This is a genomic window from Paenibacillus sp. PL2-23 (genome assembly GCF_040834005.1).
Taxonomy (GTDB): Bacteria; Bacillota; Bacilli; order Paenibacillales; family Paenibacillaceae; genus Pristimantibacillus.
In genome coordinates this window covers 156243-176940 of sequence record NZ_CP162129.1, presented here as the reverse complement: position 1 = coordinate 176940, position 20698 = coordinate 156243, and the positions used below count along the sequence as shown (strand labels likewise).

Genomic DNA, 20698 nt, shown 5'->3' with positions numbered 1-20698 from the left:
AGAGGATGTGCAGCCCTTATGCAACCGATACAAGTCAACCCCGATCCCTCCTCCACGGGATTGGACCCCAAGGTGGCAGGCTTGCTCTGCTACTTGTTCGGCTTTATTACAGGAATTGTGTTTCTCATGCTGGAGAAGAAGAGCCGCTTCGTGAAGTTCCACGCCCTGCAGTCCATCGTCATCTCCGTCGTGCTGATCGTCGCCAGCCTTATCCTGGGAAGCCTGCCGCTCATCGGCTGGCTGTTCGCTCTTATTCTCAGCCCGCTCTCATTCCTGCTCTGGATTGCCCTCATGTTATTGGCGCTGCAGGGCCGCATGTACAAGCTCCCCCTCATCGGCGACTGGATCGAGAAGCAGGGCAGCAGCTTCTAAGAAAAACGCCTGACGGCGTCCTTGACCAACATTTTCCCCCTTGCCATCGTCTCGACGATGCCAACCGTACCATTGAGGCTTCTAACGGACAAAAAAAAACTTTACACCCTTCTAATGGGTCGCTCGAAATTGTAACAGACATTTTCGAACGTTAGAACGACACTTGAGGGAAAGTCGGTGCGTTTAGAAGGGCTAAGCGTCAAATGTGACCGTTACAGGCTGGAAAGCGCCAAATTCGAGCTCTAGGCGCATTTTTTGTCCGTTAGCGTTGTGGCGTCCGAACCGCGCGAAGATGCTCACACCAACACCTCCAGCTGCTTATTAACGGAGACACAGTACGCTGGACACAAGGAGGGCGTTGCCATTCTGCAACGCCCTCAGGCTGTTGACAAAGCCCCAGATTTCTGGGGCCTTGTTCTACAGAGAAGGTTATTTATTTAAATATTCGTATATGAAATCAAAGAAGATCGCCTTACCCTACCTGCTTGGCTAGGTGGTTGGCGATCTTCTTTACGTTCTGAACGAGGGCGGTCATCAATGCCTGTTCCAGGACTTTTTTCTGTCCCCGAAACCGGCAATAGCGAAGTCCGTGGAGCTCTTTGGCATCCGCGAAACTTCGCTCAACAGTTTGGTATCGTAATCGGTAAAGATATTTGCCAGAACGGCTGCGACCGTTCTGCTTGACCCATTCCTTGCTGTCTTGCCACACGTGCCGCGTGAGCACTCGCTGTTTCTTTTTCGAACGCGTGCATTCATGCAGCATGGGGCACGCTGCGCATATCTTTGGGTCAGACTTGTAGTGGCGGTATCCATCCCGGTCGGTTGTGGAATAAGGCAGTTCGTGCTTCTGCGGACAGATGTAGACGTTGTGTTCCGGATCATATTTAAAGCGCCATTTCGCAATTAATCCTTTTACAGGGGTAAAGCTTCTGCCACCAATGACAGCGTAAATGTTCTTTTTGTGAAGTTTCCTGCAAATCGAAGCTGTAAAGTAACCTGCATCCAAAGCAACGGCTTCAAGCGACTGTTCAAACCCGAATTTCTTTACCTGGAGTTCAAGGCGATCTAAATAAGGCGTCGAATCATGGACATTTCCTGGCGTGATGTGCACATCCGTAACGATGTTGTATTTATGGTCAACCGTGCGGTGATCAAGATAGAAGAAGCCCTCTGGCTTACCGTCGCGCACCATATAGCCGCTCTCAGGGTCCGTTGTGCTTATCTTTGTTTCCTTCTTTTCCGTCACCACCTTTCGAGGTTTTAGAGCTTTTTTCCGTTCGATGCTCTGTCTGCTTCAACGGCTGCGTCCAGCTCGTCGAGATAGTTTTTTACACTCTTCTCAACTTCTTGTTTGACGAATTTTCGCTTATTGGCATTCGCTTTAAGATGCGTAGAATCCGTAACTAGGACGCGGCCTGCCACCATACGAAGTTCAATTGCTTTGAAGACAATATGGTCAAATATCTCTTGGACAAGATTACTGTCCGCGAGTCGTTTCCGATTCAGGCTTAGTGTGCTATGGTCGGGTACTCGATCCGTAAGTCCCAGACCAACAAACCACCGGTAGGCATTGTTGAGCTGCACTTCTTGTTCGAGTTGGCGCTCAGAGCGGATCCCGTACAAATAACCAATGAACATCATTTTAAAGAGCATAATGGAATTGACAGATGGGCGTCCATTATCTACTGAATAATAGGGTTTGACCTTTTCGAGAATGAAGGAGAAGTCGACGTGCTTATGTATTTTTCGGAGTTGGTGATTCTGCGGAACGAGATCCTCGAGGCACACAAATTCGTAGCTATTTTGAATGTTTGAATTAGAACGTAACATCCTAACAACTCCTTAAGTAAGTTAATAATATTACACTATATTAACGCGGTAAATCGATAAAGAAATAATGCAATAGAAAAGCCTGTTGAGGTTTATCAACAGGCTGAGGGCGTTGCCATTCTGCAACGCCCTCTTTCTGTAACCAGACTCGCAAGCTCAGCCCTCACGGCTCTCCAGCCGCTCCCGCTTCAAATCCTCCTTCAGGTCATCGCGAACGCTGCCCTTCCAGAGCGACACGCCCGAGCGGTAAGCGGCGCGTCCGTTCAGATGGCCGCCGACGGGGCCCGTCAGGAATACAAACACAATGCCCAGCAGCAGCTTGATGCTGAAGTGGCCCTCCATGATCCAGAAGTACAGGAATGCGCCATTCAGGATTAGCAGCACGCCAAGCGTGGCGCTTTTGGTCGCGGCATGAGAGCGCAGATAGACGTCGGGCAGCCTTATGAGGCCGATGACGCTGATAACAGCCACTATTGCCCCAAGCAGGACCAGCAAGCCCATAATGAGCTCAATGATGTTCTCGATCGTCTCCGGATTCAAGCACGACCCCCCTTTCGATATATCGGGCAAACGCTGTCGTTCCGATGAAGGCAAGAATGCCGATAAGCAACACGATGTCGAAATAAGCCGTCGTCCTCAGCAGCATGCCGATCACCGCGATCATCGCGAGCAGCAGAATGCCGATTGTGTCCAGCGCCGCGATACGGTCCGGAATGGACGGTCCCGCCAGCAGCCTGAACAGGCTGCCTAGGATGGCGAGGGACAAGAGAATAAGCGATGCCAGCAGCAGTCCGTTCATCATGCCCTCGTCACCTCCATAATGGCACGCTCGAACGTGCTCCTGATTTGCTCCGCCAGCTCCTCCGCGTCTTCTATATCCATCGCGTGAATATACAGAGTCTCTCCGTCATTGCCCACATCCAGCGTCAGTGTGCCGGGCGTCAAGCAGATGAGACAGGAGAGCAGCGTAATCTCCGTGTTCGACCGGAGCTTGGTCTTCAGCTCCACAATGCCGGGGCGGATGGTAAGCCGCGGCCGGAGAATATGGACCAGCACATCATAGCTTGAGAGCAGCAGCTCCCGGTTGAACAGCACGAACAGCTTCACAACAGCCCAGCCTCGTCTTATATAGCCGATCATCATCATCTACTCCTTTAGCACCGCGTCGATGTACAGAGACGGCTGGGTCAGCGTATCTCCCGCCTCCCTGACGAATCCGTAGATCCACTCCGCCCCAAGTCCCATCGCGATGACCAGGACGAGCAAGCCCGCTGCCGGCAGCAGCTGCAGTCGGAGGCTCATGCCGGCCTGACGGCGTTCAGCCGCATCAAGCGGCAGTCTTGAGCGAGCGGCTCCCTCTAGAGAGGAGCTCCGCGCCTCGCCCCAGAACGCCGCCATGAACAGACGGACGAGCGAATACAGCACGATGAAGCTGGAGGCGAGGGACAGCGCCGCCAGCGCGTACTGGCCGTCCTCAAGACCGCCGCGCACGATCATCAGCTTGCCTGCGAAGCCGCTGAGCGGCGGTATACCGGCAATGGCAAGGCCTGTCACGAAGAACATCCAGCCCATATAAGGATGCTTGCGGATCAAGCCGCCCATGCCGGACAGCTCCTTCGTGCCGGCCGCGGTTATCATCATGCCTCCCAGCAGGAAGAGCAGCGCCTTCGCGAGCATATCGTGAAGAAGGTAGAATACCGCTCCATCCAGAGAATCGTTCGTCGCAGCAGCCAGGCCAAACGCGATAAACCCAACGCTTATAATGACATTGTAATTCAGAATGCGAGGAACGTCCCGGTATGCCAGCGCGCCGAACGCGCCAAGCGCCATCGTCGCCCCCGCCATCCAGCCAATCCAGCTATGCGTCACGGCCTGGTCATGATAGAAGATAAGCGTGAACGTGCGAAGCAGCGCATACAGCCCTACCTTGGTCAGGAGCGCCGCGAAGATCGCCGCGATTGGCGTCGGCGGCGCCCCGTAGGAGCCCGGCAGCCAGAAGAACAGGAACAAGCCCGCCTTCAGCGCGAACACGACCAGGAATAGAATGGCGATCGCGTTCAGCACGCCCCCCTGCCCCGCTTCCGCTACGCGAACCGACAGGTCCGCCATGTTGAGGGCTCCTGTAACGCCATACAGATAAGCCACTGCCGCAACGAACAGCGCCGAGGACAAAATGTTGATGAGCATATATTTGATGGATTCCCGAAGCTGCAGCTTCGTGCCGCCCAGCACAATAAGCGCGTATGAGGAGATCAGCATGACCTCGAAGCAGACGAACAGATTGAAGATGTCACCGGTCAGGAACGAGCCGCATACACCCACGATCAGGAATTGAAGCAGCGGATAATAATAATAGCGCTCGCGCTCCTCCCCAATGCTGCGGAACGAGAAGAGCAGGCAGAACAAGCCGATAATCGTGGTCGTCAGGACGAGCAGCGCGGCGAGCATATCGGCCACGAACACAATCCCGTACGGCGGAACCCAGCCGCTCATATACAGCGTCTGAATGCCCTCCGTCTTCACCTGGTACAGCATATAGGCTGCTACGCCAATATTGAGCAGAGCGCTGATGACGCTGATAACGCGCTGCAGCTGGATTTGATTTTTGACCAAGACAAGCAATACCGCCGTGCATAACGGAACCAGCAGCGGAAGCACCAGCCAGTTATTCATGATGATTGTCCCCCTTCAGCTGCTCCATATCGTCCGTGCCAAGCTTCCGGTAAGCCTTGTAGGCCAGCACGAAGAAGAATGACGTGACGCCGAAGCTGATGACAATCGACGTCAGAATGAGCGCCTGCGGCAGCGGATCGACATAAGCGTCCGCCTTCTCCCCAAGCAGCGGAGCCGCGCCGGTCTTCAGACGGGACATCGTCAGCAGCAGCAGATGCACCCCATGCGTCAGGAAGGAGGTGCCGAGAATGATGCGCAGCAAGCTCTTCGACAGGATGAGGTAGACGCCCACCGTGAACAGCACGCCGATCGCCAAGGACATATAGAGCTCCATCTATCGATCCCTCCCTATCGAGAATATAATCGTCATCGTCACGCCGATGACCGTCAGATAGACGCCAAGGTCGAACAAGGTGGCCGTCGCCAGCTCCAGCTCACCGAGCAGCGGAATATCAAAGTAGTCGAACGTATGGCTGAGGAACGGCGCGTCGAACAGGAAGGAGCCCATGCCCGTCAGCAGCGCGACGAGAATGCCAACCGCCGTCAGCCTGCGGAAGTCGATAGGCACGACGCGGCGCACTTTGTCCATACCGAACGCCATCGCCATAAGCAGCAGAGCAGACGACGCCATGAGCGCCCCGATGAATCCGCCTCCCGGGTGATGATGCCCCATATAGAACAGGTAGAGCGAGAAGCACATAATAATGACGATCGCCAGCTTGGATACCGTCCGCAGAATGACGTCGTTGCTGCGCGGCCCATACACCGTATGGAGCAGCTTCATCGCCCCCGGAGGCGCCGCCAGCTCCTCCTCGTCCCCCTTCAGCCGAATGCGGATGAGCGCATAGATGCCAAGCGAGGCGATGCCGAGCACGACGATTTCCAGCAAGGTGTCGAAGCCGCGGAAGTCGACGAGAATGACGTTGACGACGTTTTTGCCGCCTGCGAGCTTATAACTATTTTCCAGGAAATAATGAGAGATCGACTCGAACGACGGACTGCCGCTGGCGCTGAGCGCCACAAGAGTCATCACTGCGCCGACGCTGACCGCAATCAGCATGTTCCACAGCTTCAGCCGCAGCTTCACAACCTCCTTCTTCAGCTTGGGCAGGTGGTAGAAGCAGAGCAGGAACAGGGCGACCGATACGGTCTCCACAATCATCTGCGTCAGCGCCAGATCCGGCGCCCGGAATATAACGAAGAACAAGGTGACCATGTAGCCCGCCACGCCGGTCAAGATAATGGCCATCAAGCGTGAGGTCGCGAACGGCACCGCAATGGCTGACAGAATTAGCGCGACAATAATGATGCCTTCATAGAAGGACATCTCCGCGAAGCCCGTCGTGTCGATCAGGAATGCCCCTTCCCCATACAGCGTCCAGCCGATGGATGCCACGAGGAATAGGAAAATATAAATCAAATATTGCCGGATGGAGCCCGTCATATATAATTTCGTAATCCGCCGGGATACGCGGTCCAGCCCCTTGAGACCTCCGTCGTAGGCGCGGTTCAGCGACACGCGGCTGAACAATGGCGCGTTAAGCACCGCCGACTTCTCGTGCATTCGGAAGAGCACAATGCCCAGCGCCGCTACGCCGATGGTCATAAACAGCTCCGCATTGAAGCCATGCCAGAGATGGATGGACACCATAAACCTCTCGCCCGCGCCCAGCAGGCCGGGATGCACCGCCGCCATAGCGGGCTCGATAATCGTGTAGGACAGCAGATTCGGGTACAGGCCGAATAGGATAACCAGCGAGGCCAGGACAACAGGCGGCAGCAGCATGCCAAGCGGCGCCTCATGCGGCTGCTTCGCAAGCTCCTCCGTCTTGCGCTGGCCCCCGAACGTCCGGAATACGAACAGCATGCTGTAGACGAACGTGAATACGCTGGCTGTCCACGCAATGGCAGGGATCAATAGACCCCATAAGTCCATGCCGAGAAGATCGGAGTCCTTGATATTCAGCACTGACGTGAAGAACATCTCTTTGCTCAGGAAGCCGTTGAAGGGCGGAATGCCGGCCATGGAGAACGAGCCAATGACGGCAATCGTGAACGTAATGGGCATCAGCGACATGAGTCCGCCCAGCTTGCGGATATCCCGCGTGCCTGTCTCATGGTCGACGATACCGGCCGTCATGAACAGCGCGCCTTTGAACGTCGCATGATTGATCAGATGGAAGATCGCCGCCAATGTCGCTTTGCTGTAGAAGGACGCTTGATCCGTTCCGGCATAGAAGACGGACGCCGAGCCGAGACCGAATAAGCTCATAATGAGACCCAACTGGCTGACTGTCGAGAAGGCCAGCATCGCCTTCAGATCCGTCTGCTTCAGCGCGCGGTAGGACGCGTAGATAAGCGTAAGCAGGCCGAAGCCCGTTACGAGCCACAGCCACAGCTCCTCCATCGCGAAGACGGGGCTGAGGCGCGCTACCAGGTAGATGCCCGCTTTGACCATCGTGGCGGAGTGCAGGTACGCGCTGACCGGCGTCGGCGCCTCCATCGCGTCTGGCAGCCAGATATGGAACGGGAATTGCGCCGACTTGGTGAACGCACCGAGCAGCACCAGCAGCATCGCCGGCAGGAACAGCCCTTCGTTCAGCAGCGTCGGAGCGACCTCGATCAGCTCGCGGATGCTGAATGTGCCGGCCATCACATAGAGCATCAGGAAGCCAGCGAACATCGCCAGGCCTCCAGCCACCGTGATAACCATGGATTTCATGGCGCCGTAACGGGACCGCTCCCGTTCCTGCCAGAATGCAATGAGCAGGAAGGACGAGATGCTCGTCAGCTCCCAGAAGCCGTACAGCACCATCAGATTGTCGGACAGCACAAGCCCCAGCATAGCGCCCATGAACAGCATGAGATAGACGTAGAAGTGCTCAAGCTTCTCCTTCGTGCGATCCAGATAATAGATGGAATACAGAATAACCAGCGTGCCGATGCCCGTAATGAGCAGCGAGAACAGGATGCCCAGACCATCGGCGTACACGTCGAAGCTCACGCCAAGCGACGGCATCCAGGCCAGTGAGCCCTGTACAATGCCCCCGCCGCCGTTCAGCCCGGGCACCAAGCTCAGCATATAGGCGAACAGCACCGCGGGAGCCGGGAGCATGAACCAGCCTGTATGCACTTTGGGCGCAGCCTTCTTCATGATGGGGCTGAGCACCGCGAACAAAAAAGGAATCATAATGGCGAAATGAAGAAAAACCAACTGAAAGGCCTCCTTAGCACAATCCATTTGCAATTCTAACCAGTATTTCCACTTTACCCAGGAATCAAGCGGCTACTGGTTCCTTATTTTCCGAAAAAACGCAAAAAAAGCCCGCTGTTGGCAGGCTCCTCCGATTGATGCCTATTCACTTCTCTCTAAATCATTATTATTATAGACTGGGATTTATGCGGTGTCAAAAGAATTATGGCAGAGCGGGAATGAAAGAGAGACGCCAAGGGGATTACTCTTAACAAAGGAGTGATACCCATGTTGAAGCTTAAAGCTGCGATCTGCGCCCTGCTCTGCCTCTCTCTGCTTGTGGCAGGCGCGCTTCTGCACCATCAAATGAAGCAAGAGCGATTCCCTTATGATATGCGTCCGCCGCTTCCCGACGGAGCCTATCGGATTTACAATGATTTCGACAGCAGCCAGAACGGATTTACGTTCATTCCGTACCGTCCGCGAGAATACGTTCGAATCATCCGTCCCGCCCAAGGCGAAGCGACTCAATAACCTTTGACAAATAGCAGGCAGTCTCCTATCATGTTACACAGCACGCACATTTCTTCCAACATTATGCACGTCCCATTCATTTCTATTACTAACAGGATGTGATTCTATGAAAAAACAATTTTTAGTGATTGGTCTGGGCCGATTCGGCTCCAGCATTACAAGGACACTCATTCAGAACGGCCACGAGGTGCTTGCCGTCGACAAGAGCGAGCAGCTCGTTCAGGAGATGGCCAACATTGCTACACACGCGCTGCAGGCGGACTGCACGGACGAGCAGGTGCTCCGCGAGCTGGGCGTCAGCAACTTCACGCATGGCATCGTCGCTATAGGCGACGATCTGCAGGCCAGCATTCTGACGACGCTGCTGCTGAAGGAGCTGAAGGTGCCCAAGGTGACTGCCAAGGCGCGCAATGAGATGCACGGCAAGGTGCTGAGCAAGATCGGCGCGGATCATGTGGTCTATCCGGAGCGTGACATGGGCGTGCGGCTGGGGAACCAGCTAAGCTCCGACACGCTGATCGACTATATCGAGCTGTCGCCAGATTACAACCTCGCCGAAATTCTTGCTCCCGCAGCGATGAACGGCAAGTCGTTGAAGGAGCTCGACATCCGCGCCCAATACGGCTGCACCATTATGGCGATCAAGAAAGGCCAGCATATCAACGTATCGCCGAAAGCCGATGACGCTATTCACACCGGCGATATTCTGCTTATTATCGGAAGCAACGAAGAAATTCGAGAGCTCGAGAATGATTATGAATAAGGCTTTTCGTTCTCGCCGGGGCGATTCCTCATACATCGAGAGGCTTATCTATCGCCTGAAGAACAATATTAGCCCACCTCAGCTTATTACAGCCGTCTTCCTGGTATTGATCACGGTCGGGGCCATTCTGCTCAGCATGCCGTTCGCCTCCAGCACGGGGCAATCCATTGGCCTGCTGGACGCCCTGTTCACCTCCGTATCCGCCGTCTGCGTGAATGGATTGGTGGTGCTGGACACAGGCTCCGCTTTCTCCGTGTACGGACAAGTCATTATTATGATTCTTATCCAGATCGGCGGGATCGGATTCATGACCCTGGGTGTCGTGATTGCGATTCTGCTTGGCAAAAAAATCGGGCTGAAGCAGCGTCTCATTATTCAGCAGACGACGCAGTCCACCTCCGCCCAAGGCTTGGTCCGGCTGTCGCTGTACATGGTTCTTATCGTATTCCTATTCGAATCGATCGCCACTCTCGTGCTGACCCTTCGCTGGGAATCGGAGATGGGCCTTGGCAAAGCCGCCTACTACGCCCTGTTCCATTCCATCTCTGCCTTCAATAACGCGGGCTTTGCATTATGGTCGGACGGGCTGAGCCGTTATGTAGGCGATCCTATCGTCAACTTCACCATTCTGATCCTGTTCATTGTGGGGGGCCTTGGCTACATCGTTGTTGTGGACATCTTCCGCAAGCGGTCCTGGCGCAAGCTGTCACTGCATTCCAAGATCGTCCTGCTGGCTACCTCCGTCCTGTTCGTGATCGGCTTCCTGCTCCTGTTCCTGCTGGAGAGCTGGAACAGCGCAACCTTCGGACAGCTTACGCTGTGGGAGAGGATTCAGGCCGCTATCTTCCAGAGCATGACGCCGCGAAGCTCCGGCTTCAATACGATTGATATTGGAAGCATGCTGGCGGTGTCGCAGTTCCTGCTCATCATTCTGATGTTCATCGGCGCGGCCTCCGGCGGCACAGGTGGCGGCATCAAGACGAATACGGTCGTTGTGCTCATTCTGGCCACCATTAACACGTTCCGTGGCGGCGGCCAAATCCATGCCTTCAACCGGCGCATCTCGGAGGATACCGTTATGCGCGCTCTGGCCGTCGTCATCAGCTCCCTGTGCTTCGTCCTTCTCATCACTATTCTGCTGACGATTACGGAGAACATGCTGGAGGATCATTTCCTGGAGGTGCTCTTCGAGGCTACGTCCGCGTTCAGCACGACGGGCCTGTCGATGGGTCTGACGTCAGAGCTGTCGAACGCCGGCAAGGTCATCGTGACGATTACGATGTATCTGGGCAGACTGGGTCCGCTAACCCTGGCCTACGCGCTGGCACAGAAGAAAGCCAAATCCAAGATTGGCTATCCCGAGGATCATATCCTCATCGGTTAAGAGAAGAAACAAAAAGGGCTCATGCAGCGACCCCGTTGGTCTGCTGTATGAGCCCTTTGCTATGATACAAATGCTGCGGATCTTAATGCCCGCCCGCTGCGGCTAACCCGACTCGGTCGACCAGCTTGCGGCTTTCGTCGTTCAGTCCCACTAACGTTACCTTCTTGCCCAGCGCCTCGTATTTGGCGTTCACCTTCGCAATAGCGGTAACGGCTGAATGATCCCAGATGTGAGAGGCGGAGAAGTCGATCACGACATGCTCGGGGTCCTGCTCCGGCTGGAATAGCTCCGTGAAGTGGCTCATTGTGCCGAAAAACATTTGACCCCGAATGAGATAATGCTTCGTGCCGTTCTCCGTCACCTTCATCTCCACCTTCAGCTTAGCCATTCTCCAGCCGAAGATGAGCGCGCTCATAATGACGCCGACAATGACGCCTCTGGCGAGATCGTGCGTATATACAACAACAGCTACGGTAGTGGCCATAACGATCGTGTCTGATACCGGTATTTTCTTAATGTCCAGAATGGATCTCCAGTTAAACGTACCGATAGACACCATGATCATAACCCCGACAAGAGCCGGCATCGGAATGATCCTCACGACATCGCTGAGCACCATAATGAGGAACAGAAGCACCACGCCCGCGGTCATCGTAGACAATCGTCCTCTGCCGCCCGACTTCACATTAATGACCGATTGGCCGATCATAGCGCAGCCCGCCATGCCGCCGAAGAAGCCCGTTACCGTGTTGGCGATGCCTTGACCGCGCACTTCCTTGTTCTTATCGCTTTTTGTATTCGTCTCTTCATCGAGAATGGTAGCCGTCATCAACGATTCCAGCAGACCCACAATCGCCAGCGTCAGCGATACAGGGAGGATAATCATCAGCGTGTCCCAGTTAAACAGGACATCCGGCACATGGAACAGCGGCAATGCGCGTTCGATGTTGCCCATATCGCCTACTGTATTGACGTTAATGCCGAATAGCACCGTTATCGTCGTAATGACGACAATCGCGATCAGGGCGGAAGGAACAGCCTTCGTCAGGCGCGGCAGCCCGTAGATGATGACTAGTGTGGCTGCTACCAGGGCATAGGTGACCCAGGTTACGCCCTTGAACTGCACCAGCTGTGTCATAAAGATCAGGATAGCAAGGGCATTCACGAAGCCGATGACGACGGAATGCGGCACAAACGTTATGAACCGGCCTAGCTTCAGCAATCCGATAATGATCTGAATAATACCTGTCAGGATCGTCGCAGCGTACAGGTATTCCAGTCCATGCTGCGCAACAAGCGTGACCATCAATACAGCCATCGCTCCCGTTGCAGCGGAGATCATACCGGGACGTCCCCCCACCAGCGAGATAATGACCGCAATACAGAACGACGCATGCAGACCGACCATCGGGTCCACTCCCGCAATAATGGAGAAGGCGATCGCTTCCGGGATTAAGGCCAGCGCAACCGTGATGCCAGCCAGCAAATCGCCGCGCACGTTAAAAAACCATGTGTTTTTTAGTTGGGTAAGCAAAATAAAATAGCCTCTCTTTCGTATGATAATGTGTAGTTGACCTTCCACTCTCAGAAAGGTCGGGGCCGATATCCAATGGTCAACATTATACACAGTCTGACGAACGGTTTCTCATGAACCAAATTTGAAGTAAGCGCATACTTATTGCCTTTTCGCCTGTTTTCTTCTTTTCTCGCACCTATTCTTAATAAATCTAATAAATAGGTGGATAACCCCGCAAAGGGGTGCATTTATCTACATGTGGATAAGGCGGTGCCTTGTCCTAAGGTGACCTGTGGAAAACATGTGGATATTCTCTTGTTAACTGTGTGTAAACCCCATTATCCCGCTTGGCTCCACACATCCTGCCCCACTCTTGTCCATAAAGTTATCCACAGTATGGTCGTTTGTTCACATAAAAAAAAGCCTCCTAAGGAGGCCTTTCTTCTCGCTGTGCTTATCCGACTATTCAGTCGTGTAAGGCAGCAGTGCGATCTGACGGGAACGTTTAATCGCGATAGTCAGCAAGCGTTGGTATTTCGCGCTTGTGCCTGTTACACGACGAGGCAAGATTTTGCCACGCTCGCTGATAAACTTCTTGAGCAGATCTGTGTCTTTATAGTCAATGTGAGTAATTTTGTTCACAGTGAAGAAACAAACTTTACGGCGCTTGTTACGACCGCCTTTGCGACCGCCGAATTTGCGTTCTGGACGCTCATCGCCGCCTTCTCTTTGTCTGAAGCTCATGGTACATCCTCCTTATCGTTGAAATTTAGAATGGTAAATCATCTTCTGAGATGTCAATCGGGCGTCCATCATCCTTGAACGGATCATTGTTGTCGTTCCGTGATTGATTCGAACGATTGCCGCTGTAACCGCCGCCGCCGTTATTGCTCCCACCGTAAGAAGAGTTGCCTCCTCCTCCGCTGTAGCCGCCACCGCCATTGCCGCTATTACCGCCGCTGCCATATCCGCCGCCATTATCCTCACGCTGCTGTCCTCCGCCTTCGCGGCTCGACTCCAGGAACCGAACATTGTCTGCAATAACTTCCGTTACATACACACGCTTGCCCTCGTTGTTCTCGTAGTTCCGCACTTGAATGCGACCTTCAACCGCCGTTAAGCGGCCTTTGCGCAAGTAATTGGCACACGTCTCGGCCAGCTGACGCCATGTAACGACCGGAATGAAGTCCGCTTCACGCTCACGCCCTTCGCCGCCGCTGAACGGACGGTCCACGGCTAACGTGAATTGCGTAACCGCAACCCCTGCCGGCGTATAACGAAGCTCCGGATCTCTCGTCAATCTGCCAATCAATATTACACGGTTCAACAATGTCATGACCTCCCCATTGAACAAATCTTGCGTTAGACTTAAGCTACGTCTCTGACGATCAACGAACGAATGACTTCGTCGGAAATCTTCATGATACGGTCAAGTTCATTAACAACTTCAGTTGTAGCGTTGAAGTGTACCAGAACGAAGTATCCGTCACGAAGCTTGTTGATCTCATACGCAAGACGGCGTTTGCCGATTACGTCTGTTTTCGTAACCTCGCCACCGTTGGAGATGATGCCATTGAACTTTTCAACCAGAGCTTGAACGTTCTCTTGCTCTACTTCTGGACGAATGATGTACATCACTTCATATTTGCGCATTGTGTTTCACCTCCTTTTGGACTAACGGCCCCGCAAGCGGAGCAAGGAACGAGCCTTAGGCTCGCATCTCTATATTATATCAAATTATGTACAGCATGACAAGTGCCCGTTCCACATCGGCCAGCATCCGTTATCTGTCACTCATGCGCCACCCATGGCGTGCCTATACTAACCATTGGACGTGACCGCTTGACCGCGGCTGTCCAATTCGACTGGAGGTGCTTAGCAGTGGGTGAATTTACAATGTTTAACCAAGGCGACAAAGCTCCGAACGACGGCACGTACATCGAGACCGGCGTCAATGATTTCCACATGGGGATCGAGGATCCCAAGAAGGTGAAGCTGCATAAGGGCGAACGCTTCCCCGAGAATACGAATCATGAGCGCAAGTGGATCCGCATGCCGAAACGTTAAATTATTTATTGAGATAATGTGAATAACATATCTCCGTTCGGGCTATTCTATATCTCGACGGTGGAAGAGAGGTGTGGTTCCGTTGGACCTACTGGGTGCAAGGATCTCTTGAGTATTTCATCCACTTCACGTTAAAGCGAGGCGTTGTGCTAAAGAGCACTTTAGGTAACTCCACGTTCCATTGATTCGCGAGAGCTTAACTTCGTTTAAGCTCAGATGTTTCAGATCGTTGTTGTGCGAGGATACACGAATGCCAGATCAAACACCGTCAGGAAAGAGGACTCTCAGGAGCCCTCTTTTCCTGTTGCCCTGAGCTATTTTTTAAAATTTCATGAAGATGTACGAATAAGAAAACCGCAAAGGGGTCATTCTATAAATGACGGTGGAAGAGAGGTGTGGTTCCATTGGACCCATTGGTGCAAGGATCTAAGCGTATTTCATCCACTTCACGTTAAAGCGAGGCGTTGTGCTAAAGAACACTTTAGGTAACTCCGCGTCATGAAGCGCGAGAGGGTTAACTCCGGTTACACTCAGATGTTTCAAGAAGCTGTTGTGCGAGAATACCGAATACCAGATCAAACACCGTCAGGAAGAGGACTCTCAGGAGTCCTCTTCTTCTATGTCATCCCCCGCTAATTTCATTAAAATGCCCATAAAAAAAGCGACCTCCGATGAGATCGCTGTTCATTGTTTATAGAGTGGCGGAGAGGGTGGGATTCGAACCCACGCACGCTTTGACACGCCTAGCTGATTTCGAGTCAGCCCCCTTGGGCCTCTTGGGTACCTCTCCAGTAAGTAATAATATATCACATATCGAACCTCTGTGCAAGCGTGTCCCGCATAATTTTTAGCGCTCCAAATGCCGTCTATTCTGACCCATCAGAGCCTTCCTCGCTTGCTTTGGAACGGAGCACCTTTTTCATGTTTTTCTCGAATTTGGCTCTAGGGATCAAGACGCTATGCTTGCAGCCTACACACTTGATTCGAATGTCCATCCCCATCCGGATAATCTCCATCTCGTTAGTGCCGCAGGGATGCTGCTTCTTCATCATGACGATATCCCCAAGCTCGAACTGCTTACGCTCCATCCTCTACCCCTCCTTCATACCCCTCTGGTATGTTACCATGCGCGGATATGGAATTTCGATGCCATAACGGTCGAATGCCGCCTTCATCTCCTTGTTCATCTTCCGGGCGAGCGCATGCTGCGTGTTCGGTCTGCATTCCGCCACGACGCGGATCGTTATGCCGGATGCCGACATCATCTGAACGCCCAGCACCTCGGGCTCCTTCACCAGGTCATCATACTGAATTTCCTTTGCAGTCTCCTTGATGATCATCATAGCTTGATCCACATCCGCCTCGAACGCAACAGATACGTCCACAACCGCCAAGGAGTTGTTGATAGAGAAATTCGTCACCTCATTAATCATGCCGTTAGGCACGATATGGACTTCTCCGGTCCAGCTTAATATCTTCGTCGTACGCAGCCCGATGACCTCCACTGTACCCTTGAATTGACCTGTCTGTATAACATCGCCAACCGCGAATTGATCCTCCAGGATAATGAAGAAGCCTGTAATAATATCCTTGACCAAGCTCTGCGCGCCGAAGCCAATGGCCAGCCCCACTACGCCAGCCCCCGCTAGCAGCGGCCCAAGATTAATACCAACCTCCGACAACACCAGCATCGCCGTAATAAAATATACGATATACGCCGTCACGTTGCGCAGCAGCTTGCCGACAGTCGTCATTCTTCGCACGTTTTTCTGAACGTACTTGCTCGTACGCTCCAGCATGACTCTGTCAATCATCCTATGTAGAATCCATAGAGCCACTCGGCTCAATACTAGAATAATGATGATTCTTAACGCCCCGACTGCTAGCTTCTCCCACATAACCTCATCCGGCAGCATGTCCACCATGCTGTTGTACCACTCCATCATGATCGCATCCCTCCATTCCTGGCCTGTCCCTTATCGTTCTATCTCTTCATACCCTTCCGCTGCGGGTTTGAATATGCCTCTGATTTCTACCGACTCTTGTACAATTACGTCTTTCACTGTCGCAAGGTCTTCCTCTGGAAAATGGATCGACAACGCGCAGCCCGCCGTAATTTCCTTCGGCGTCGGACAAATATCGATTTCAATTTCTGCGTATTCGAGCAGCATCTCCGCTCTCAGCGCCTGTTGCGTCGAATCGAATGCAATAAGCAGCATGTCCCTTTCGTCCTTTCCGCCAACTTTCCCTTCTCCGCCAAGTATAAATTGGTTGTCCCATCCATATACTAGTATCATATAAGCGTTAATGGGAGGGATTCTATGAAACTGCCATTTATGAAAGAAGCTACATTCAAAGTCCCCTATACCACATCAGGCATCGTAGGTATGCTTGTCAATCGTCTCTCCGGCTTTCTAATGGAGGTTCCAAGTACTCGTCCCATTGTCGTTGTGTGCATCGGCACAGATCGTTCTACAGGCGATGCATTAGGCCCTCTGATTGGCACGGCCCTGCTCAAGTACCGCAGCCCTCACTTCCATCTCTATGGCACGCTGGAGGAGCCTGTGCACGCCATGAATTTGGAGGATACATTGGCGGCAATTCAAGCTTCGCATGCCAACCCTTACATCATCGGAATCGACGCCTGCCTTGGCCAGGTTTCCAGTGTAGGCTGCATTCAGATTGGAGAAGGACCGGTTCGTCCTGGAGCAGGCGTGAATAAGGAGCTCCCTCCCGTTGGCGATATTCATGTAACCGGCATTGTGAATGTAGGCGGGTTCATGGAATATTTTGTCCTGCAGAACACCAGGCTGCACCTTGTCATTCGCATGTCGGATGTCATCGCGACCAGTCTCTTCACTGCAATCGCCAATCATGTCCACATCACCTCTGCCGCCCGTGATCAAGCGGCTGCTTCGGATTAAACCTTATGCGGTGCGGCTATTTGGCCGCATCGATGGCCTTGCGCTCTTCCGGGGTCAGTGTATACGACGATTGCCCTTTCTCAACGGGCTTCGCGTACACATACGTATTATCCCTGCTGTGCAGGCCTGAGAACACGGCGCCATCCTTCTCTGCGTTCAGAATGGCTAATGAAAAGCTGAGATCGCTGCCGCCATCCGAGAATGCGTTGTATCGTATGATGCCGAGCTTTGCTTTCATCTGAGGCAGAGCAGCCTGTACGTCCTTCAGCTCATGCTGCAGGGTATCTATGTATTGACGCTGCGCCTCCAGCTGTCCCTTCATTTCTACGATGACATCTTCCATATTCGTTAAGCCCGTATTCCCCATCACGGCAACGTACTGCTTTCTCAGTCTCTTCAGTCGCACGCCCAGCACCGCTATCCAGATGACGAGCAAAGCTGTTACAAAAGCGACTGCGACGATTGCGATAAAGCTTGGTTCCAAGTACCATTCGTCCATTTCTATTCCCATCCCCTATATACGATATTGCTCTCTGATCTCCTTGATGGCCCGGACAAATGCATCGGCTTCGTCAACAGAAGTAGATGCCCCTACACTCGCCCTTACCGCTCCTGTTGACGAGGTTCCCGCTGCAGCGTGCGCTAACGGCGTACAATGAAATCCCGCTCTAACGGCGATTCCATAATGCTGGTCCAATATAAATGAAAGCTCTGATGGATCAACACCATCCATATGCAGCGCGACAATACCCGTTCTCGCCTCTCCCAGCGGAGGACCCAGCAGCCGTACCCCTTTAACACCGCTAAGCCCCTCCATCATATGCTGCGCCAGCTTCCATTCATGCTCGTAGATGGCCTCTACTCCCAGCTTCAGCACGTGCTTAACGCCCTCTCGGAGACCCGCTAAGCCCGGTGTGTTCTGGGTGCCTGCCTCATACCGGTCTGGGCGCACAAGCGGCTGCTCTGGCGTCTCTGACTGGCTGCCGGTCCCGCCATGCAGGAGCGGCTCCAGCTCCATGTCAGGAGCGATATACAGACCTCCTGTCCCTTGTGGACCAAGCAGCCCCTTATGCCCGGGGAAGGCCAGCAGGTCTATGCCCATCGCTTGCACATCAATAGGCATAATACCGGCGCTTTGAGCCGCGTCCACCAGTAATTTCACACCATGCTTTCTCGCCACTTCACCAATCTCCGCTACAGGCAAAATCGTGCCCAGCAGGTTCGAGCTGTGATTGACGATAATCATCGTTGTATGGGGTTGAATGGCTTTTTCAACATCCTCCACCTTTATTTTACCCGTGGCGTCCGACTCGATGTAGGTAACTTCTAGCTGGTTATGCCGCTCCAAATGATACAATGGTCGCCGAACGGAATTGTGCTCCACCGACGTAGCGATAACATGATTCCCTGGCTTCACCCATCCCTTGATAGCCAAATTCAACGACATGGTGGTGTTGGATGTGAAGGCTATATCATTAGGGTTGCGAATATTGAACAGCTTGGCCAAGTGCTTTCTCGCATCGAACAACACCCTGCTAGCTCTGACAGCCATAGCATGGCTTCCTCTGCCAGGGTTCGCGGCGTCATTCAGCATGGCATGCGTGACAGCCTCTGTGACCGCTATTGGCTTCGGCCAGGATGTTGCCGCATGGTCCAAATAGATGAATGGTGCTTCCTCTTTGTGCATATTGTCCACCTCTCCTACCCTGTAAATCAACAATGGCATATCTTAGTTTAATCCTTCAACCGAGGGATTACAACTTTGATATGCCATCATCCACAAGCTGTCATGCATCTAATGATATCATTCCATTATGCCAATAATTGAAGTAGATCAAGCAGTCTCTCCAGATCCTGCTTATTATAATATTGCAGTTCAATCTTCCCTTTATCCTTCTGCTGCTTAATTTTCACCGTCGTTTTGAAGCGTTCACGAAGCGTCTCCTCTAACGATTCAATATACGGATCACGCTTCTTCTGCTTCTGCGACTTCTGTTCAGGTGTTTGGCGGGAATCCAGCTTCTGAATGGCATCCTCCAGCTCACGAACGCTCCATTCGGCGTTCACTGTTTGTTCAGCCAACTGCTTCTGGATGTTTTGCTCCTTCACCCCTGCAAGCGCTCTGGCATGCCCCATCGAGATTGTTCCACGTGAAACATAATCCTTGATTTCAGCAGGCAGCGTGAGCAGTCGAACAAAGTTGGCGATATGAGAGCGTGATTTGCCTACCTTCAAGCTCAGCTCTTCTTGCGTTAAGCTGAACTTGTCCATCAGCGCTTGATAAGCTACCGCAACCTCCAGCGCATTCAGATCCTCACGCTGCAAGTTTTCGATGAGCGCAATCTCCATCACCTGTTGATCCGTGAATGTACGAACGACAGCCGGAATCGTTGTGTTGCCGCAATATTGCGAAGCACGGAAACGGCGTTCGCCTGCAATAATCTCATAGCCCTTCAGTACCGTTCGGACAATGATCGGCTGAATGACGCCATGCTGCTTGATGGATTCCGCCAGCTCCTTAATGGAGTCTTCATCGAAGGTTTTCCGAGGCTGGTACGGATTGGGCCGAAGCTGACTTAATGGCACCTCGATAACCTTGTCATCATCATTCACCGATAAGGATGGGATTAACGCGTCCAGTCCTCTACCTAGCCGCTTGCTCATACATAATCACTTCCTTCGCAAGTTCAAGATAAACTTCTGCACCCTTCGACTTCGGATCATATGTGATAATGGCTTGACCATGAGAAGGCGCTTCGCTCAATCGCACATTGCGCGGGATAATGGTCTGATACACCTTCTGCTGAAAATATTTCTTCACTTCCTCAATAACCTGAATGCCCAGATTGGTTCTGGCATCCAGCATCGTCAGGAGGACGCCTTCAATCTGCAGTGTTGTATTCAGATGCTTCTGCACGAGACGCACCGTATTCAGAAGCTGGCTTAAGCCCTCCAGGGCATAATATTCACATTGAATCGGAATCAAAACAGAATCGGCTGCTGTTAATGAGTTAATCGTTAGGATGCCTAGCGATGGCGGACAGTCAATGAGAATATAATCAAATTGATTTTTAACCATATGCAGCGACTTCTTCAATCTCAGCTCTCTTGAGATTGTCGGCACCAGCTCAATCTCGGCTCCCGCCAATTGGATCGTTGCCGGGATAACCTTCAGACCTGGCACACTGCTCTCTACCATAGCATCATTGGGATGCACATCATTGATTAACACATCGTATATACAGTTCGGCACATCCGCTTTGTTGATGCCCAAACCGCTCGTTGTATTGCCCTGTGGGTCAATATCGACTAACAAAACCTTTTTCCCCAGAGAAGCAAGACAAGCAGCGAGATTAACAGACGTTGTCGTTTTTCCGACACCGCCCTTCTGGTTGGCAATTGCAATAATTTTCGACACTATTCTTTCTCACCTCATGAGTGA

Annotated in this window: 23 protein-coding genes, 1 tRNA gene and 1 pseudogene; 6 read left to right on the top strand and 19 right to left on the bottom strand. The window is 52.7% G+C overall.

What is annotated here, in order from left to right; all coding sequences use genetic code 11:
• Positions 1–18: 18 nt before the first annotated feature.
• Complete coding sequence (locus AB1S56_RS00810) at positions 19–372, top strand: DUF4870 domain-containing protein (RefSeq protein WP_340871559.1); 354 nt, start codon at positions 19–21, stop codon at positions 370–372.
• Positions 373–844: 472 nt separating this feature from the next.
• Here the strand turns inward: AB1S56_RS00810 and AB1S56_RS00805 are convergent.
• The 7 genes and pseudogenes from AB1S56_RS00805 to AB1S56_RS00775 all read right to left on the bottom strand — a co-directional run bounded on the left by AB1S56_RS00805 (position 845) and on the right by AB1S56_RS00775 (position 8089).
• Positions 845–2202 (bottom strand): IS1182 family transposase gene (locus AB1S56_RS00805; protein ID WP_340873814.1). Its coding sequence is split into 2 segments (ribosomal slippage): positions 845–1638 and positions 1638–2202, totalling 1359 coding nucleotides; the frame shifts between segments, so codons are not numbered across the junction.
• A gap of 156 nt (positions 2203–2358) precedes the next feature.
• Positions 2359–2703, bottom strand: coding sequence for a monovalent cation/H(+) antiporter subunit G (mnhG, locus tag AB1S56_RS00800; protein ID WP_340873172.1), 345 nt, complete (start codon positions 2701–2703; stop codon positions 2359–2361).
• 7 nt (positions 2704–2710) lie between these two features.
• The gene (locus AB1S56_RS00795; RefSeq protein WP_340873167.1) at positions 2711–3004 is read right to left on the bottom strand and encodes a Na(+)/H(+) antiporter subunit F1; all 294 of its coding nucleotides are present in this window, start codon (positions 3002–3004) and stop codon (positions 2711–2713) included.
• Positions 3001–3333: pseudogene (locus AB1S56_RS00790) on the bottom strand (Na+/H+ antiporter subunit E); the annotation flags it as partial. The gene AB1S56_RS00795 and the pseudogene AB1S56_RS00790, both read right to left, overlap by 4 nt.
• A gap of 15 nt (positions 3334–3348) precedes the next feature.
• Positions 3349–4875, bottom strand: a complete 1527-nt coding sequence (locus AB1S56_RS00785) for a Na+/H+ antiporter subunit D (RefSeq protein WP_340873164.1) — start codon at positions 4873–4875, stop codon at positions 3349–3351.
• Entirely contained in the window at positions 4868–5209 is a 342-nt protein-coding gene (locus AB1S56_RS00780) for a Na(+)/H(+) antiporter subunit C (RefSeq protein ID WP_340873161.1), read from the bottom strand. Before AB1S56_RS00780 ends, AB1S56_RS00785 begins: the two co-directional genes overlap by 8 nt.
• On the bottom strand, positions 5210–8089 hold the full coding sequence (locus tag AB1S56_RS00775; protein WP_340873159.1) for a Na+/H+ antiporter subunit A: 2880 nt from the start codon (positions 8087–8089) through the stop codon (positions 5210–5212).
• Positions 8090–8356: 267 nt separating this feature from the next.
• Between AB1S56_RS00775 and AB1S56_RS00770 the strand changes: the two genes are divergently transcribed.
• The 3 genes from AB1S56_RS00770 (at position 8357) to AB1S56_RS00760 (ending at position 10749) form a co-directional block, all read left to right on the top strand.
• A complete protein-coding gene (locus AB1S56_RS00770) occupies positions 8357–8602 on the top strand; it encodes a hypothetical protein (protein WP_340873153.1) in 246 nt (81 codons plus the stop codon).
• A 106-nt stretch (positions 8603–8708) separates the two neighbouring features.
• Positions 8709–9365 (top strand): TrkA family potassium uptake protein, encoded by a 657-nt coding sequence (locus AB1S56_RS00765; RefSeq protein WP_340873151.1) that lies wholly within the window; start codon positions 8709–8711, stop codon positions 9363–9365.
• Positions 9352–10749, top strand: a complete 1398-nt coding sequence (locus AB1S56_RS00760) for a TrkH family potassium uptake protein (protein ID WP_340873148.1) — start codon at positions 9352–9354, stop codon at positions 10747–10749. Before AB1S56_RS00765 ends, AB1S56_RS00760 begins: the two co-directional genes overlap by 14 nt.
• An 82-nt stretch (positions 10750–10831) precedes the next feature.
• Here AB1S56_RS00760 and AB1S56_RS00755 read toward each other — a convergent pair whose 3' ends face one another.
• From AB1S56_RS00755 to rpsF, 4 genes are all read right to left on the bottom strand, one after another.
• Positions 10832–12283, bottom strand: a complete 1452-nt coding sequence (locus tag AB1S56_RS00755) for a SulP family inorganic anion transporter (RefSeq protein ID WP_340873145.1) — start codon at positions 12281–12283, stop codon at positions 10832–10834.
• Positions 12284–12727: 444 nt separating this feature from the next.
• Complete coding sequence (gene rpsR / locus AB1S56_RS00750; protein WP_340873143.1) at positions 12728–13009, bottom strand: 30S ribosomal protein S18; 282 nt, start codon at positions 13007–13009, stop codon at positions 12728–12730.
• A gap of 25 nt (positions 13010–13034) precedes the next feature.
• Positions 13035–13595 carry a single-stranded DNA-binding protein gene (gene ssb / locus AB1S56_RS00745; RefSeq protein WP_340873141.1) on the bottom strand — a complete coding sequence of 187 codons (561 nt, stop codon included), beginning with the start codon at positions 13593–13595 and terminating at the stop codon, positions 13035–13037.
• 38 nt (positions 13596–13633) lie between these two features.
• The gene (gene rpsF, locus AB1S56_RS00740; RefSeq protein WP_340873138.1) at positions 13634–13918 is read right to left on the bottom strand and encodes a 30S ribosomal protein S6; all 285 of its coding nucleotides are present in this window, start codon (positions 13916–13918) and stop codon (positions 13634–13636) included.
• A 228-nt stretch (positions 13919–14146) separates the two neighbouring features.
• Between rpsF and AB1S56_RS00735 the strand changes: the two genes are divergently transcribed.
• The gene (locus tag AB1S56_RS00735) at positions 14147–14332 is read left to right on the top strand and encodes a YjzC family protein (protein ID WP_340873135.1); all 186 of its coding nucleotides are present in this window, start codon (positions 14147–14149) and stop codon (positions 14330–14332) included.
• 699 nt (positions 14333–15031) lie between these two features.
• Here the strand turns inward: AB1S56_RS00735 and AB1S56_RS00730 are convergent.
• The 4 genes from AB1S56_RS00730 to AB1S56_RS00715 form a co-directional block, all read right to left on the bottom strand.
• A tRNA-Ser gene (locus tag AB1S56_RS00730) sits at positions 15032–15122 on the bottom strand.
• Positions 15123–15198: 76 nt separating this feature from the next.
• Positions 15199–15420, bottom strand: coding sequence for a DUF951 domain-containing protein (locus AB1S56_RS00725; protein WP_340873133.1), 222 nt, complete (start codon positions 15418–15420; stop codon positions 15199–15201).
• Positions 15421–15423: 3 nt separating this feature from the next.
• Complete coding sequence (locus AB1S56_RS00720) at positions 15424–16278, bottom strand: mechanosensitive ion channel family protein (RefSeq protein ID WP_340873131.1); 855 nt, start codon at positions 16276–16278, stop codon at positions 15424–15426.
• Positions 16279–16308: 30 nt separating this feature from the next.
• Complete coding sequence (locus AB1S56_RS00715) at positions 16309–16551, bottom strand: DUF3343 domain-containing protein (protein ID WP_340873130.1); 243 nt, start codon at positions 16549–16551, stop codon at positions 16309–16311.
• A gap of 102 nt (positions 16552–16653) precedes the next feature.
• Between AB1S56_RS00715 and yyaC the strand changes: the two genes are divergently transcribed.
• Entirely contained in the window at positions 16654–17256 is a 603-nt protein-coding gene (gene yyaC / locus AB1S56_RS00710) for a spore protease YyaC (protein WP_340873129.1), read from the top strand.
• Positions 17257–17272: 16 nt separating this feature from the next.
• Here the strand turns inward: yyaC and AB1S56_RS00705 are convergent, their stop codons facing one another.
• From AB1S56_RS00705 to AB1S56_RS00690, 4 genes are all read right to left on the bottom strand, one after another.
• Positions 17273–17755 carry a DUF4446 family protein gene (locus AB1S56_RS00705; RefSeq protein WP_340873128.1) on the bottom strand — a complete coding sequence of 161 codons (483 nt, stop codon included), beginning with the start codon at positions 17753–17755 and terminating at the stop codon, positions 17273–17275.
• Positions 17756–17770: 15 nt separating this feature from the next.
• Positions 17771–18943 (bottom strand): aminotransferase class V-fold PLP-dependent enzyme, encoded by a 1173-nt coding sequence (locus tag AB1S56_RS00700; protein ID WP_340873127.1) that lies wholly within the window; start codon positions 18941–18943, stop codon positions 17771–17773.
• Positions 18944–19068: 125 nt separating this feature from the next.
• Positions 19069–19920: a ParB/RepB/Spo0J family partition protein gene (locus AB1S56_RS00695; RefSeq protein ID WP_340873125.1), complete on the bottom strand. Its 852-nt coding sequence runs from the start codon at positions 19918–19920 to the stop codon at positions 19069–19071.
• Complete coding sequence (locus AB1S56_RS00690; RefSeq protein WP_340873124.1) at positions 19901–20674, bottom strand: AAA family ATPase; 774 nt, start codon at positions 20672–20674, stop codon at positions 19901–19903. The genes AB1S56_RS00695 and AB1S56_RS00690 overlap by 20 nt, the downstream gene beginning before the upstream one ends.
• Between the last annotated feature and the right edge of the window lie 24 nt (positions 20675–20698).

Coding starts and splice junctions, on each gene's coding strand:
- AB1S56_RS00810 (WP_340871559.1), top strand. CDS start 19: ATGCAACCGATACAAGTCAACCCCGATCCCTCCTCCACGGGATTGGAC.
- mnhG (WP_340873172.1), bottom strand. CDS start 2,703: ATGGGCTTGCTGGTCCTGCTTGGGGCAATAGTGGCTGTTATCAGCGTC.
- AB1S56_RS00795 (WP_340873167.1), bottom strand. CDS start 3,004: ATGATGAACGGACTGCTGCTGGCATCGCTTATTCTCTTGTCCCTCGCC.
- AB1S56_RS00785 (WP_340873164.1), bottom strand. CDS start 4,875: ATGAATAACTGGCTGGTGCTTCCGCTGCTGGTTCCGTTATGCACGGCG.
- AB1S56_RS00780 (WP_340873161.1), bottom strand. CDS start 5,209: ATGGAGCTCTATATGTCCTTGGCGATCGGCGTGCTGTTCACGGTGGGC.
- AB1S56_RS00770 (WP_340873153.1), top strand. CDS start 8,357: ATGTTGAAGCTTAAAGCTGCGATCTGCGCCCTGCTCTGCCTCTCTCTG.
- AB1S56_RS00765 (WP_340873151.1), top strand. CDS start 8,709: ATGAAAAAACAATTTTTAGTGATTGGTCTGGGCCGATTCGGCTCCAGC.
- AB1S56_RS00760 (WP_340873148.1), top strand. CDS start 9,352: ATGATTATGAATAAGGCTTTTCGTTCTCGCCGGGGCGATTCCTCATAC.
- rpsR (WP_340873143.1), bottom strand. CDS start 13,009: ATGAGCTTCAGACAAAGAGAAGGCGGCGATGAGCGTCCAGAACGCAAA.
- rpsF (WP_340873138.1), bottom strand. CDS start 13,918: ATGCGCAAATATGAAGTGATGTACATCATTCGTCCAGAAGTAGAGCAA.
- AB1S56_RS00725 (WP_340873133.1), bottom strand. CDS start 15,420: ATGGAGCGTAAGCAGTTCGAGCTTGGGGATATCGTCATGATGAAGAAG.
- AB1S56_RS00720 (WP_340873131.1), bottom strand. CDS start 16,278: ATGATGGAGTGGTACAACAGCATGGTGGACATGCTGCCGGATGAGGTT.
- AB1S56_RS00715 (WP_340873130.1), bottom strand. CDS start 16,551: ATGCTGCTTATTGCATTCGATTCGACGCAACAGGCGCTGAGAGCGGAG.
- yyaC (WP_340873129.1), top strand. CDS start 16,654: ATGAAACTGCCATTTATGAAAGAAGCTACATTCAAAGTCCCCTATACC.
- AB1S56_RS00705 (WP_340873128.1), bottom strand. CDS start 17,755: ATGGACGAATGGTACTTGGAACCAAGCTTTATCGCAATCGTCGCAGTC.
- AB1S56_RS00700 (WP_340873127.1), bottom strand. CDS start 18,943: ATGCACAAAGAGGAAGCACCATTCATCTATTTGGACCATGCGGCAACA.
- AB1S56_RS00695 (WP_340873125.1), bottom strand. CDS start 19,920: ATGAGCAAGCGGCTAGGTAGAGGACTGGACGCGTTAATCCCATCCTTA.